This window comes from Actinomycetota bacterium, assembly GCA_018333515.1.
Lineage (GTDB): Bacteria > Actinomycetota > Aquicultoria > Aquicultorales > Aquicultoraceae > Aquicultor.
Map to the genome: position 1 here is coordinate 1 of JAGXSZ010000018.1, position 14,909 is coordinate 14,909.

A 14,909-nucleotide genomic window follows, 5' to 3' on the forward strand; every position below is an offset into this window, starting at 1 on the left:
TTACCCGTTTGCCTGACATCAAAGAGGGCACTATTTGAGCATTTACAACGGCTACAATTCCTAAAAAAGCGAGAACTAACAACCCTAAAATGATTATTCTTTTCATTTTTACCCCCTGTTACTGATAGCGGCTATCATATATACTAAACTCACTGCTGCTAACCGAATAAAGCTTGTGGTTACTGAGCGTGCCTTCCCTTTTTAGAAGGTTGGCTCGCGACCAGTAACCGAGCTTTATATCAAGATAGACATTTCTTAAGCTCCGTTCACGATTGTAAGCATCTGTTCTTTGGCGGGGACAATACTAACGAACGCTAAAAATGCTTTCTGTTATTTAATCAAACGCCGGCGCATGATGGCGATCGGTATTAGAAAGAGCACGGCCGTCAATGCGACCGTAATGAATATGCTGGTGAATACGTCTTGGTCGAGCCTGCCGAGGGTGAGCCCGCGACAGACTAGCACCACGTGATAGAGCGGCGTAAACAGCGCGAGTTTTTGCGCCCACGCCGGCAGCGTCGAGATGGGGAAGAAGATACCGGAGAACAAGAAGAGCGGCGTGATAAAGAGCGTGAAGTAATAGTTGAAGAGATTTATATTAGAGACCAGCGCCGTATATATCATGCCGACAATCGCGAAGAGCGCCGCGAAGACGAAGAGCAGCGGTATGAGCAGCAGCGCCGCCGCCGAATCGACATAGCCAAAGACGGCGATGACCCCGAGGAAAGTAAGCGCGTTGATATAGCCGCGCGTCGCGCCCCAGAGAATCTCACCCGCGATAACGTCTTCTATGCTCAGCGGCGTTGCCAGCACCGCGTCGTAGGTTTTCTCATACTTCATCCTGATGAAACTGCTGTAGGTCGTCTCAAAGGAGGACGCGTACATCACCGTCGAGCCGAGAAGGCCCGGGGCTAGAAATTGAACATAGCTCAGGCCTTCGATATCCCGGACTAAAAGGCCTAGGCCGATTCCGAGAGCCGTGAGATATATTACCGGCTCGAGAAAGTTCGGGGCCGCCGCGAACCAGAAGACCTTCCGAAATATCTTCCAGTTCCGATACCACATCCTTATGACTCCGGCGGGCGATATGGAACGCGCGGTCTTAATGAGCGGGTTCAATCTCGCAGCCGCCTTCCGGTCAGCTTCAAGAAGACATCTTCGAGAGTCGAGCGTCGCTTGAGCGCGTACTCTATCTCAAAGCCGGCGTCCTTGACCGCCCGCATAAGTTCATCCGCCGCCAGGGCGAAGAAGACATACGTATCATGTTGTACCTCGTAATACTCGCTTTTGGGCACGAGAAGCTCTTGGAGCGCTTCTCGCTGCCCCTCGGCGACCCGTATCTCGAGCGCTTCGCCGCCGATATGGGTTTCTATTAAATCAAGGGGGTTGCCCTCGGCTATGATGCTTCCTTCATCCATGATGATAATACGGTCGCAGAGTTGGCTTGCCTCATCCATATAGTGGGTCGTCAAGACGAGTGTTACATTTTGTTCCTGCAGGCTTTTGAGCCTATCCCATATAAGGTGTCGCGCTTGCGGGTCGAGGCCGGTCGTCGGCTCGTCGAGGATGAGCAGCTCGGGGTTGTTGAGGAGCGCTCTTGCCAGCAGGAGACGCCTCTTCATGCCGCCCGAGAGCGTATCGACCATCGTATTAGCTCGCTCTTCGAGCTGCATGAATGCGAGAAGCTCATGGAGACGCCCGCCCGCCGCCTTTTTCGGAATACCGAAGTAGTTGGCGTAGACCTCGAGGTTTTCGCGGACCGAGAGGTCGGTGTCGAGATTGGTCTCTTGGGGCACAACGCCGATCCGCCGCTTTATGTCGCGGATGTCGTCGCGGACATCTAGGCCGAGAACGACGAGGCTGCCGGCGGTCGGCGGCGACATCCCGTAAAGCATTCGAATCGTCGTTGTTTTGCCCGCCCCGTTGGGGCCGAGGAAACCGACGCGTTCACCGCGCTCGACCGTGAAACTTATTCCTTTAACCGCGGTCAAGCCGTCGAAGACCTTGGTAAGGTTTTCCGCGACGACCACTCTTTCCCTCTCTGTGTTAGACTCGATATTAGCCACTGTTTTAATATACCCGAGAAAGCACCAAAAGTTTAACGGATTGGGAACTTTTTTGCGGTACACAAATTTTAAAGCGTCAAGCGGATAGGGAAGGGAGACGGATTATGTGGGTGAAAGGAAGAGTTAAGACGAGGGTCGCTCGCTCGATAATCGCGTCCCTTATACTCGTTCTTGTCATGACTTTATTTCTGCCGGGCGGTGTTTTCGCCGCCGTCAAGAAGCATTGGGGCGGCGGCGTTCGAGTCGCCGAGAACGCGGGAACGCCCTGGGAGATGACTCAGCTCATCCCGGACAAGGACGGCAACCTTTTTGTCGTGTGGCTGGAGCGCAGGAAGGCCGAGGTCAAGCTGTTTGCTCAAAAACTAGGACCGGATGGACGTTTGCTCTGGGACAGGCCGGTACTAGTTATTGGCGGAACCTATTTTAATTACGGATATCCGCCGGTCTGTCTTTCGGGAGACTCGCTAATCGTAACTTGGACAGACAATCGCAACCGCAGAAAACCGGATGTATATGCGCAGAAAATCGACGCCGGCGGCAACAAAAAATGGGGGGACATGGGCGCGACCGTCTATGTCGGCGCTGGCGCTCAGAGCATCAGATCGACAGTGTCGGATGAGGAAGGCGGCGCGATTATTGTCTGGCGCGATGATGAGCGCCCCGGCTTTTATATGCAGCGGATGAGTTCGGGCGGCACCCGGATGTGGAGAGAGGAGGGCGTTTCCGTCAACGAGGCACTCGGCATAGAGCAGCTGGAAAACGTATCTTACTACGGCTACGACCCGACGGGGGAGTCGGTAAACATGGTATCCGACGGTGCGGGCGGGCTATATTTCAGCTGGAACGACCTGGCCGGCCATGAATACGGTTACTACGGTATGCCCGGTCCGAACCAGCGGATGAAAGACGGCCATATCTTTGTGCGGCGGCTCAACAGACAGGGGTCTATGGTGTGGCCCTCTAAGTTGAGCATCGATGTCAAGGGGTTGCCTGCGGAACCCTGGTTCGGCCAGCTCCAGGTCGCCGATGATAACTCGGCGATGTTAACCTGGACACAACCGAAAGGCATGCCTTACGTCGAGAGAAAGGAAGGTCCGGGCGGCTTCGGCTATTTCCCGAATCCGAACGTAAATTTCTTCGCGACAAAGGTCACCCCCGACGGAAAGGTCGTCTGGGACCACGGCAAGCCATTGATTTCCAAGGATGGCGACACCGGCTACTATGATCCCGGAATGGTGACGGCCGTAGAGGGAGGGCTTCTTTATACCTGGCCGAAGATGCGTTTCGAGGAGCGGACCGACAAGATAATCGGCCCGAGGGGTGAAGTGGTCGACACTGTTATCAACAACGTTCCTATCCCGATCGGCATCGACCTGACGCTTATCGACGCTACAGGGAAAGTCGCCTGGAAAAAGACGATAGCCTCGAAAAACGCGTACCAGTATCCCGTCGCCGACAAGGCCGGAGGGTTTTTCTTAATCTCAAACTCATATACGGATTTCGGGCCGTTTCCGGCGGAGACGATGTCTGTGCAGCGATACGATTTTCAAGGAAAAGCGCTCTGGGGTCAAAACGGTGTCGTTCTCAAAGGCGGACAGATATTGACGGGAATCGGATTTGTGCCGGATGAAAAAGGCGGCCTTTTTTACGGCTGGCGGCTGATCAAGCAGACCAAGCCGCCCGTAGAGCCTGTTAAGTTTGGCTACTACGGGCCGCATCCGCCCGAGGAAGACGCGGAATCCGACATCTACGTCCAGCATATCGTCGATGACGGCAGCGGTTGGTCGGATATAGCTGTCGAAGAATGGCCTTTCCCATATGTCGATGGATTGGTCAAGCTGGAGGCCGTCCGAGGATATGCGGAAGGTGATTTCAAGCCGGACGCTCATATTACCAGGGCGGAGTTTGCCAAGATGGCGGTTACCGTGCTCGGTATCGGCTCTGAGAGTACCGCCACGGCCGCCGGTAAGGCCAAATCGACCGATATCGCCGGCCACTGGTCGGAGCAGCATATGGTCAAAGCGACCGCGTCGGGAATCCTCAAGGGATATCCGAACGGCGCATTTAAGCCCGATGCCAAGATAACTCGCGCCGAGGCCGCCACTATTATTTACCGCGCTAAGGATATGAAGACCATGGCCGCGGCGCAGGCGTTTCCAGATGTGCCCATTGGTCACTGGGCATTCCAGGGTATCGCCGGCGCTAGAAAGCTCGGCATAATCGAAGGCTATCCCAACGGCGAATTCAGGCCCGAGACCTATGCGACGCGGGCGGAAGCCGCAAAGATGATATTTAATCTGGTAAAAATGGGGCAATAGCGACGCCGCGACAAAGTAGTTAAGCTCTTGTAATAAATCGACGGGGTGGGCTTGTGCGCCCATCCCGTTTTGCTATTCCAACATCTCCCACGTTACTCCGGAAGGTATGTGGGCGACTCATGAGGTAAAACCGCTCTAAACAGCCGTTCGCTCTGGCGCTAACCGGCGGCTCCAGGGGAGCGAGGGCTTAGATTGTAGCAGTGCATCGTAAAAGATATCACCCTAATGAGGGATATGTAACTTCAAATTAATCGGATATTATCAAATATAGGCGTGTAATAGGCTATTTCTAAGTGCTAGAACGTAACAATAGGTACAAACAAGATTTGTATTCTGATGTTGCTGGGTTCTTTGCCTGGACATGATAAGCTTGCTACCAGGTAATATGTCTGTAATTGAAATAGGGCTAGGCGCGAGGAAGGTTCCGCAACACCCAATATTACGGGAAACGGTCGTATTTAAACTGTGAACGGCATTGTGTGTGATACGTGCTTAAGCAGTTCTTAATACTAGCGATAAAATACCGGCAAATGTGATAACCAACCGCTAATCACCGTAAATGTACCGTTTATCTACCAATTCGACCGTTTACCAAAATCTTATTACAATTCCTTAATTAGCAGGTAAACTTTGTGTGACGCTACACAACGGGAGTATTATATGGTCTTTTCGGAGCCATATGGCAAAGTAGGTATCGAAAGGTAAACGGTTAGAAGCGCCTTAGGGCTTGCGACTATATGTGGTGACCATGTACAAGTTGCCGAAAACAGGCAAAATGAACCGTGAACCGTTAAAAAACTACCGATAGCATCAGGTGCGGCAACTCGAACGTGTTCTTAAAGCTTAAGGTCAGGCTGGTGAGAACTCTAAGGCCCGGTCTTTGATGGTGTTACAAAGTATTTAAGAGAAGCCTCAAGTTAGCAAGTTCGGCGAAGATGGTTTGGAGGGCGCTTGATACTCAGTGATGTCGTGGAATTCCTGGAGAAAGTACCTCCGTTTCAGTTTCTAAAAAAGGGCACGTTGCGGATGATAGCCGGCAAAGTGTCGATGGAGTATTATCCAAAGGGAACCGAGATACTAACCCAGTCCGGACCGCCAAGCGAGCATCTTTATATCGTGCAAAAAGGCGGGGTCAAGATTTTTGTTCGGTCCGGCACCGATGAAATAATCATCGACTACAGGAACGAAGGGGACAGCTTCGGTTTCGTATCGTTATACAGCGGCGATAAATCGAGAACGAGTGTAGTCGCCGCCGATGACACGATTTGCTACCTCATCGACAAAGAGACCTTCTTGAGGTTGCACGACTCTTACCCGGCCTTCGCGGAGTATTTCCTCCGCTCATATCTTGGGAAGTACGTAGACACCACCTTCCGCGAACTTTACGACAAAGGTTTCTTATACAGGTCGGGGAATACCCTGCCGTTCACGACGCCGGTGGGCGACATCGCCACCCAGCGGCTCATAACGGCGTCTCCCGAAAAAAGTATCCGGGCGGCCGCCCGGTTGATGGCGGAACGTAAAATCAGCTCGCTTGTCGTCATCGACGAAGCGCGCAGACCTTTGGGAATCGTGACCGACCGGGATTTGCGAGAGAAGGTAGTCGCGACGGGTGCGAGCGTTACGGGTCCTTTGCGTGACATAATGACGACTTCATTGGTGACCATAGAGGTAGGCGAATTCTGCTTTGAGGCTCTTCTCAAGATGATTCGCCACGGCATTCACCACCTACTGGTGATGGACAAAGACGTCTTAAAAGGCATAGTCACAAACCATGACCTCATGATGCTCCAGGGCCTTTCACCGATTACCATCGCGCGCGAGATAGAGAGCCGGCAGAATATCGAGTGCCTCATACCGATATCGTCCGAGATATCGAGCATGGTCGGCCTCTTGCTGAAAGAGGGCACGAAAGCAAGTAACATCTCGCGCATCATAACCGAACTCAACGAGCGGCTGCTCCAGAGGATTATCGAGATAGACCTAAGCGAGCACGGGCCGCCGCCGGTACCGTTTTGTTGGATTGTCTTCGGAAGTGAGGGCCGGAAAGAGCAGACCTTCAAGACCGACCAGGATAACGCCTTGATCTATGCCGACCCCGAGACTCCCGAGATGGAGAAAGAGGCGGCCGAGTATTTTCATGAATTCGCGGTTCGCATAAATGACGCACTGGTAAAGTGCGGTTTCCCGAAATGTCCCGCCGATTATATGGCCGGCAACCCCAAGTGGAGCCGGCCACTGAAGGTCTGGAAACGCAATTTCACCGAATGGATAACCTCCTCGACCCCTGAATCGATTTTGCTCTCGGTCATATTCTTCGATTTCAGGCCGGTCTATGGGGATTTGGACCTCGGTAAGATGTTGAGGCGCCACTTGAACCAAAAGCTCGAGCAGGAGCGCTTCTTCTTGGCGCGCATGGCGGCTACAATCGTCGACAATCGTCCGCCGCTCGGCTTTTTCAAGACGTTTGTCGTGGAAAAAAGCGGTGAGCATAAGGACCAGTTGAACTTGAAGATAAGCGCGCTGGCGCTAATAGTCGATATAGTGAGGCTCTTCAGTCTCGAGCGGGGCGTTAGTGAGACCTCGACGCTCGAGCGTATCGAGGCGCTCAAGGGACAGCATGGTTTGATAGATGAGTTCGGGCTAGAGCTTGAGCAGTCTTTCGAGTTTATAATGCTGTTACGGGTTTTACGCCAGTTCGAGCAGATAGAACTCGGTTCCGAGCCGGACAATTTCATCAATCCCAACGAACTCAACACGCTCGAGAAGCAGACGTTGAAAGAGATATTTCAGCTGATATCGAGAGTCCAAGACCTAATAGACCAGCGCTATTCCTTGGGGACGGTGTCGTAATGGGTTTTAGGGATTGGTCTAGAGGCAAAATGTCGGATATCAGCGAGTCGTATAGGCGGAAATCGTCAAACTTCGGGGCGATGGAAGCGGCGGTCTTCGGGAGCGAAGACCTCGGCGTTCCAATCGATAAAGCGCGATATGTGGTCATCGATAGCGAGCTGACCGGACTGGACGATAAGAAAGACTCGATCGTCTCGCTCGGCGCTATCCGAATGGCGGGAACGCGGATTTTACTCGGCGAGACCTTTGATAGGCTTATCAGTCCCGAGGCCAAGCTTACGGGTTCGAGCGTCGTGATACATGGGATAACGCCGGGCGAGGTCGCCGAAGAGCCTTCCATAGAGGAGGTCTTGCCGGAGTTTTTGAGTTTTTGCGGTGACGACATTATGGTCGGCTATATGCCTGCCATAGATTTGACTTTTCTCAATCGTGAGGCTAAGCGGCTCTATGGGGTATCGGTGAAAAATCCCATTTTAGACGTCTTTGCGCTCGATAAGTGGAGGAGGCAGCGGATTGGCGAGGATAGCTCGGGCCATCCGAGCCTATATGATATCGCCAAGAGTTTGGATGTGCCTGTAAAAGGGGCTCATAACGCTATAGCGGATGCCTTTATTACAGCGCAGGTCCTACAGCGGCTTCTACCCGCTTTAATAGACTTAGGCATAAAGAGCGTGGGGGAGTTACTGGCCGTAAGTAATCCGGCAAAGGGGGGTGATAAGTTCCGTTTTTCGTTCAAGTTCGGCAACTTTTAGACTCAACTACAACTTAGGGGGTGTTTACATTGGCTGTAACAAGCGAGAAGCCTAAAATGGCTCATCAGAAGTATCTCGATAGCCCGGATTTTCAAAAAATGGTGTCGACGAGAAACAGCATCGTCGCGATACTGACCGTACTGACATTAATCACCTATTTCGGTTTCATCTTCCTTATGGCATACGGTAAAGAGACGTTGGGCGCAAAAATCTCGGAGAACATTACCATCGGGCTGCCGATCGGCGTCGCGGTAATCGTGATTTCCTGGATACTGACGTTCACATACGCGAATTGGGCTAACAGAAAGTACGACCAAATGGTCGAAGATATCAAAGGAAAGATCGGAGGCTAACAGATGAATACACAATTCGGGGAACCGAATCCCATAGCAATATTCTTCTTCCTTCTGTTCGTAGCGGGAACCCTGGGCATTACCTACTGGGCGGCTAAGCGAACGAAGACGACAAAAGATTTTTATTCCGCGGGTCGAAGCATTACCGCGGGCCAGAACGGAATGGCTATCGCCGGAGACTATATGAGCGCGGCCTCGTTTCTGGGTATCGCCGGTATGGTCTCGCTTAGCGGTTTTGACGGTCTCATCTATGCAATCGGCTTTTTGGTAGGTTGGCCGATAGTCATGTTCTTGATTGCCGAGCCGCTGCGGAATCTCGGAAAGTATACATTCTCGGATGTTGTCGCTTACAGGCTTCGTTCGGGTCCGGTCAAGACAGCGGCCGCGGTTTCGGCTGTGACCGTCGTCGTCATGTACTTGATTCCGCAGATGGTAGGAGCGGGCACGCTTATCAAGCTGCTCTTGGGTCTCCAGTATGAGGTGGCGGTCGTTCTCGTCGGAACCCTTATGATGGCTTATGTTCTTTTCGGGGGTATGATTTCGACGACTTGGGTTCAGATCATCAAGGCCGGACTGCTTCTTTCCGGCTCGACGATTTTGTGTTTTCTAACACTGATGAAGTTCGGTTTTAGTCTCGACGCGTTCTTCGGCGCCGCCGTCCAAAAAGTCAACACGTTGACCAATACGACCGACGGCTTTAAAATGCTTCAACCGGGCAAGCTGCTGGAGAACCCGATTGGAACAGTATCGCTCGGACTGGCGCTCATGTTCGGTACCGCCGGTCTGCCGCATATTCTGATGAGGTTTTATACGGTGCCCGATGTTAAGGCCGCGAGGAACTCCGTCAATTACGGTACCGCATGGATCGGCTACTTCTATATCTTGACATTTATCATGGGCTTCGGCGCCGCCGCGCTCGTCGGCCAGGATGTTATAACAGGCGTCGACGCGAAGGGTAATATGGCGGCGCCGCTTCTCGCGCAGGCCATCGGTGGCCCGATATTTCTCGGGTTTATCGCCGCCGTCGCTTTTGCGACGATCCTCGCGGTCGTCGCCGGACTGACACTTGCGGGCGCAGCCGCTTTCAGCCACGACTTATATGCCGGCGTCTTCAAGAAAGGCAGATCCACTGAAGAAGAAGAGATGAAGGTAGCTAAAATAGCTACGATCGGTTTTGGTATCGTCGCTGTAGTTCTCGGGATGGCCTTCAAGGGTCAAAACGTCGCGTTTATGGTCGGTCTTGCGTTTGCTATCGCGGCGAGCGCGAACTTCCCGGCGATTCTCATGTCGGTCTTTTGGAAAAAGTTCTCGACGAGCGGCGCGGTCGTCGCCATTTGGTCGGGCCTTCTATCGTCGGTCATCCTTATCGTTATCGGGCCTACGGTCTGGGTGGATATTCTGGGTAACGCCGCGCCTATCTTTCCGTTGGGCAACCCGGCTATCGTTTCGATGCCGCTGGCGTTTATCTCGGGCATTGTCGTATCGCTGCTCGCACCCGAGGCGGAAGCACAAGAGAAATATGAGGAGAAGAAGGTCCGCCTTTACATGGGCGTCGGCTCTGAGCAGTAGAAAGCCGTTGTGCGTCGCGGTTTCTGTTCTTGCATAACAGCATAATCGTAAATAGGTCGGGCCCTGGGGAGAACTTCGACCGATTCCCATGCAAGCCGGTTTAAAATCTGGTATACTGTTGCGGCGTGTAGCTATTGCCGCGCACCTAAGGGAGTCGGGTTGAAGGTGTTGTGGAAGACAATCCACGGGGCCCGGCCTTTATCCGGCAAGTAAGGGGAAAGAAACAAAGGGGGAGAGTATGACGGAAAAGCTAAATGTGGCCGAGGAAACGGTAATGAAGTTTCCTCCGCCTGCGGAGTTTAGCGCGAATGCTCACATTAAGAGCATGGAAGAGTACGAAGCGATGTACAAGAGGTCTATCGAAGACCCGGACGGTTTTTGGGCCGAGATGGCCGAGAAGAACCTTACCTGGTACAAGAAGTGGGACAAGGTACTGGACTACGATTTTCACAAGCCGTACATCAAATGGTTCGAGGGCGGCAAGCTCAACGCCTCGTTCAACTGCCTTGACAGACATCTCAACACTGCGAGAAAGAACAAAGCGGCTATCATCTGGGAGGGCGACGGCGGGGAGTCGAAGACCTATACTTACCAGCAACTTCATCGTGAAGTAAACAGATTCGCCAATGTTCTTAAGAAAAACGGCGTCTCCAAAGGGGATAGGGTGTCACTCTATCTGCCGATGATTCCCGAACTCGCGATTGCGATGCTCGCATGCGCGAGACTCGGCGCAATCCACAGCATAGTCTTCGGCGGCTTCAGCTCGAACGCACTCCGCGACCGGATTCAGGATTGCGCATCGTCACTTCTAATAACATGCGATAACGGTATGCGCGGCAGCAGAATCGTCCCGCTCAAAACCAACAGCGATGCCGCGCTCGAAGAATGCCCGACCGTTAAGACCTGTATCGTGGTCAACAGGGCCGGCGAGTGCGAGATGAAAGAAGGCCGCGACGTATGGTGGCACGAGGAGATGGCCGCAGCCGATATCGCAAGCTTCTGCGAGCCGGTCGAGGTCGACGCCGAAGACCCGCTCTTTATTCTTTACACGTCGGGTTCGACCGGCAAGCCGAAAGGCGTTCTCCACACCACCGGCGGATACCTGCTCTTCGCGAACATGACCTTTACGAATGTCTTTGATTACAAAGAAGAGGATACGCACTTCTGCACGGCGGATATCGGCTGGGTAACCGGTCACAGCTATATCGTATACGGCCCGCTTTCGGCTGGCGCGACCAGCATCATGTTCGAAGGCGTACCGAGCTATCCCGACGCCGGAAGGTTCTGGGATATCTGCGATAAGTACCAGGTCAATATCTTCTACACCGCGCCGACCGCTATCCGGGCGCTTATGAAAGAGGGCGACAGCTGGGTCGCGAAACACGACCTCTCCAGCCTGCGCGTGCTCGGAACGGTCGGCGAGCCTATCAACCCGGCCGCGTTTATGTGGTATTACGAGAAGGTCGGCCACAGCCGTTGCCCGTTGGTCGATACCTACTGGCAGACAGAGACCGGCGGCCACATCATAACGCCTCTACCGGGGGCTATGACATTGAAACCCGGCTCAGCGACGAGGCCGTTCTTCGGTGTTGTGCCGAAAGTCATCAAAGAGGACGGCTCACCGGCGGATGTGAATGAAAGCGGGTATCTCGTCATCGAGAAACCATGGCCCGGCATACTGCGCGGCACCTACGGCGACCCCGAGAATGCCCGCATCAAAGAGGTCTATTTCAGCCGCTTCCCGGGTGTGTACTTCACCGGAGACGGCGCGCGCGTAGACGAGGACGGCGATTTCTGGGTGACCGGGCGCATCGACGACGTTATCAACGTCTCGGGTCACAGGATGGGTACCGCCGAGGTCGAGTCGGCGCTGGTAAGCCACCCGACAGTCGCCGAGGCCGCGGTGGTCGGCTTCCCGCACGACATCAAGGGCGAGGGTATCTACGTCTATGTGACGCTTAAAGACGGCAACAAGCCGTCTCCGGAACTCCAAAAAGAGCTTGTGCAGCATGTGCGCAAGGTCATCGGACCGATTGCCAGTCCCGATAAATTGCAGTTCACGCCGGGTCTGCCGAAGACCCGAAGCGGCAAGATCATGAGAAGGATTTTAAGGAAAATCGCGCACAACCAAATCGATGAGTTGGGCGATGTTTCGACGCTGGCCGATCCGTCGGTTGTCGATAGCCTGATAAAGGACCGTCTCTAAACCCATACTGGTTAAACTGGTTAACAAAAAAGGTCGGCTTAAAACCGGCCTTTTTTATATTGACAACCGGTTTCAAAAACACCAAACTCGTTAATAAAACCCGACTCAAGAGGGGATGGTTAGAGTGTTTATGAATAATTTCACCTTAAGCCGCGAGGACACGGTAATTGTCGTCGTCGACATACAGGATAGGCTGGCGGCCGCCATGCCTAAGCGCCAAAAGGTCATCGACAACTGCCTTCACATAATCGAACTGGCGAAGATGCTCGACATACCCGTCCTTGTGACCGAGCAATATCCGAAAGGGCTCGGCCCTACCGTGGCCGAGATAAGGGAAGCGCTTCCAGTCTATAAACCTATAGAGAAAGTCGCGTTTAATTGTTGTGACGCGCCGGATTTCTCGGCGGAGCTAAAGCAGGCATGCCGTCCTAAAGTCGTCGTGGTCGGAATGGAGACGCATATCTGTGTGCTGCAGACGACACTCGGCCTGATTCAGGAGGGATATGGCCCTCATATCGTCTCCGACGCGGTTTGCTCGCGCGTCGACCACAACTGGCGCGTCGGTTTGGAGTTTTTGCGGGACGCCGGCGCGGCCATTACCTGCACCGAGACGGTCCTCTTTCAATTGCTGGGGGCCGCGGGCACCGAGGAATTCAAAGCGATATCGAAGCGGATAAAGTAGCCTGGGCGGACTGAGCGGGTCCGGGAGCAATTATGAGTAAGCCCGGCCGCGTTCAATACACTCCTTCGGGTGATAGCTAAGTGCCGTTTACAAAAGCGCAGCTAAATATGGACGCGTAACCTATAAATCATGCGGGCGCAGGCTTCTGAGTGCTTATAAAAATGTTGACAGAAAAGCAATTTTTGTCTAGTCTAGGTCTAATAGTCATGCTGTTGGGGAGCAGCAGCGCCGGCGAGACGTTTAGTAAATAGTCGAGTCCTTGGTTGATTCTATGTTGGGGGACGTAGTGTCAATAAATCGAAAACTTGAAACCACATACTCTGGATAGTTCTGCGTTTCCTTAAGCGTCTTTTTTCCGTGCGCAATAGCGGAAAGGTGTCCGATTCGCATTATAGCGGAAGAGAGATGGTCCGATATAAGCAGTAGGTAGGGGCGCCGACTATGCGGACGAGGGAATCCGGGCCCACATCGCTCGATATCGTCCTAGGGGGGCCGCGGGCGGAGATTTCAAAGCAGGGTAAACGGTTTTTTGTTTTTCAGGCCTGATTTTAACGAAAGAGGTGATTTAGTGAAGGAATCAAGCGATATCCGCGGGTGGATAGTGACGTTTTCCGGAACCGCCATAAACTTGGCGTTAGGAGTTCTGTATTCTTGGAGCATAATCGCAAAGTCTATGAAGATGCCGGTGAGCGACGGCGGTTGGGGTTGGACCGCGACCCAAACGCAGCTTCCCTACGCGGTCGCATGCGGTGTCTTCGCGATAATGATGGTATTCGCCGGAAGGGCTCAGGACAAGTTCGGACCGCGTATCGTGGCGTCTATCGGCGGCGTGCTTACCGGTTTGGGTTTAATGGTGGCGAGTCTCGCATCGTCCAATAATGTCTTCTTCGCCGTTCTCGGCTTCGGGGTTATGGCGGGTGCCGGAATCGGTTTGGGTTATGCCTCGGCGACGCCGCCCGCGATAAAGTGGTTTCCGCCCGCCAAAAAGGGTCTGATCTCGGGTTTAGTCGTCGCCGGTTTCGGGCTGGCTTCGGTATACATCGCCCCTCTGACGACTATACTCATCGAGGGAAATGGGATCAACCAGACATTCTTACTTTTAGGCGGCGCGTTTCTGGTTATAAGTGTTGTCTTCGCGCAGTTCTTGAAGAATCCGCCGGCCGGCTATGTTCCGATTGAGAAGCAATCGAAGAAGAAAGCGGCCGCAACGACGCCGCCTCCCAAGAAGTATGATTATGACTGGCACGAGATGATCAAGACCCGCCAATTCTATCTGCTGTGGATAATGTTCGCGTTGGGTTCGGCGGCAGGTCTTTTAACGATTGGAAGCCTCGCGACTATAGTCTCATCGAAAATAGCCGGCGCCAGCACCGACGCGGCTGTCTTGGCCGAAGCGGCAAAATGGTCGAGCCTGATAGTCGCCATCCTGGCCATTGCCAATGCCGGCGGGCGAGTCATAGCCGGTTTCTTCTCAGACCTCATCGGCCGCGTCCGCACGATGCGCCTCGTCTTCTTCTATCAAGCTGTCTGCATGCTGGTCTTCCCGGAGCTGGGCACGGTAACGTTTCTCGTTCTCGGCTCGATATTCGTCGGGTTTAACTACGGGGCTCTCTTGGCGCTCTTCCCGTCGACGACCGGCGATTACTTCGGCACCAAGAATCTCGGCGTAAACTACGGACTTATCTTTACCGCCTGGGGTTTTGGCGGCGTCTTCGGTCCGGTCATGGCCGGTATGATACGGGATGCCACCGGCTCGTTCTCGCCGGCTTTTCAGATATCGGCGGCGCTCTGCCTGGTAGCGGCGTTAGTCTCCTTTATCACTAAGGCGCCGAAAGCCTCGCTAATCGGCGGCGCTGTTGAAAAAGAACAGGTCGGCGCGGAGCGCGGGCTGTTGGTCTTGGATGGGTCGAGCGCGAGATAAGAGCGAGCGCATATTTAGCTAACGACGTATCGTTTACGACATTAGATTGCTTGCCGGGGTAAGGCCGCGAGTATAGGGCGGGGGGTCGGCTTTTGAGCCGGTCCCCCGCTATGTGTTTGTTGGGCTTCGGCGGATGCCCCGATGTGGGTGCGCATCGGGGCGGCCTTAAACTACTCCATCTGCGGCTTA

10 protein-coding genes are annotated in these 14,909 nt (G+C 53.6%); 8 read left to right on the forward strand and 2 right to left on the reverse strand.

Features of this window, described 5'->3' with window-relative positions; all coding sequences use genetic code 11:
* Positions 1-330: 330 nt before the first annotated feature.
* Both KGZ93_04200 and KGZ93_04205 read right to left on the reverse strand, forming a co-directional pair.
* A complete protein-coding gene (locus tag KGZ93_04200) occupies positions 331-1,065 on the reverse strand; it encodes an ABC transporter permease (GenBank protein MBS3908809.1) in 735 nt (244 codons plus the stop codon).
* A 50-nt stretch (positions 1,066-1,115) separates the two neighbouring features.
* On the reverse strand, positions 1,116-2,030 hold the full coding sequence (locus tag KGZ93_04205) for an ABC transporter ATP-binding protein (protein MBS3908810.1): 915 nt from the start codon (positions 2,028-2,030) through the stop codon (positions 1,116-1,118).
* Positions 2,031-2,170: 140 nt separating this feature from the next.
* Between KGZ93_04205 and KGZ93_04210 the strand changes: the two genes are divergently transcribed.
* The 8 genes from KGZ93_04210 (at position 2,171) to KGZ93_04245 (ending at position 14,720) form a co-directional block, all read left to right on the forward strand.
* Complete coding sequence (locus tag KGZ93_04210) at positions 2,171-4,384, forward strand: S-layer homology domain-containing protein (GenBank protein ID MBS3908811.1); 2,214 nt, start codon at positions 2,171-2,173, stop codon at positions 4,382-4,384.
* 951 nt (positions 4,385-5,335) lie between these two features.
* Entirely contained in the window at positions 5,336-7,237 is a 1,902-nt protein-coding gene (locus KGZ93_04215) for a cyclic nucleotide-binding/CBS domain-containing protein (protein MBS3908812.1), read from the forward strand.
* A gap of 29 nt (positions 7,238-7,266) precedes the next feature.
* Positions 7,267-7,989 (forward strand): 3'-5' exonuclease, encoded by a 723-nt coding sequence (locus tag KGZ93_04220; protein ID MBS3908813.1) that lies wholly within the window; start codon positions 7,267-7,269, stop codon positions 7,987-7,989.
* Between the two features lie 56 nt (positions 7,990-8,045).
* On the forward strand, positions 8,046-8,342 hold the full coding sequence (locus KGZ93_04225) for a DUF485 domain-containing protein (GenBank protein MBS3908814.1): 297 nt from the start codon (positions 8,046-8,048) through the stop codon (positions 8,340-8,342).
* Between the two features lie 3 nt (positions 8,343-8,345).
* Entirely contained in the window at positions 8,346-9,911 is a 1,566-nt protein-coding gene (locus KGZ93_04230) for a sodium/solute symporter (GenBank protein MBS3908815.1), read from the forward strand.
* Between the two features lie 238 nt (positions 9,912-10,149).
* Positions 10,150-12,117: an acetate--CoA ligase gene (gene acs / locus KGZ93_04235; protein MBS3908816.1), complete on the forward strand. Its 1,968-nt coding sequence runs from the start codon at positions 10,150-10,152 to the stop codon at positions 12,115-12,117.
* Between the two features lie 115 nt (positions 12,118-12,232).
* Entirely contained in the window at positions 12,233-12,799 is a 567-nt protein-coding gene (locus tag KGZ93_04240) for a hydrolase (GenBank protein ID MBS3908817.1), read from the forward strand.
* A 568-nt stretch (positions 12,800-13,367) separates the two neighbouring features.
* Positions 13,368-14,720, forward strand: coding sequence for an OFA family MFS transporter (locus KGZ93_04245; protein ID MBS3908818.1), 1,353 nt, complete (start codon positions 13,368-13,370; stop codon positions 14,718-14,720).
* Positions 14,721-14,909: the final 189 nt, after the last annotated feature.

What these genes read in the sequence shown, in the direction of transcription:
- KGZ93_04200 (MBS3908809.1), bottom strand. Translation starts at nt 1,065, where the DNA reads ATGTGGTATCGGAACTGGAAGATATTTCGGAAGGTCTTCTGGTTCGCG.
- KGZ93_04210 (MBS3908811.1), top strand. Translation starts at nt 2,171, where the DNA reads ATGTGGGTGAAAGGAAGAGTTAAGACGAGGGTCGCTCGCTCGATAATC.
- KGZ93_04220 (MBS3908813.1), top strand. Translation starts at nt 7,267, where the DNA reads ATGTCGGATATCAGCGAGTCGTATAGGCGGAAATCGTCAAACTTCGGG.
- KGZ93_04225 (MBS3908814.1), top strand. Translation starts at nt 8,046, where the DNA reads ATGGCTCATCAGAAGTATCTCGATAGCCCGGATTTTCAAAAAATGGTG.
- KGZ93_04230 (MBS3908815.1), top strand. Translation starts at nt 8,346, where the DNA reads ATGAATACACAATTCGGGGAACCGAATCCCATAGCAATATTCTTCTTC.
- acs (MBS3908816.1), top strand. Translation starts at nt 10,150, where the DNA reads ATGACGGAAAAGCTAAATGTGGCCGAGGAAACGGTAATGAAGTTTCCT.
- KGZ93_04240 (MBS3908817.1), top strand. Translation starts at nt 12,233, where the DNA reads ATGGTTAGAGTGTTTATGAATAATTTCACCTTAAGCCGCGAGGACACG.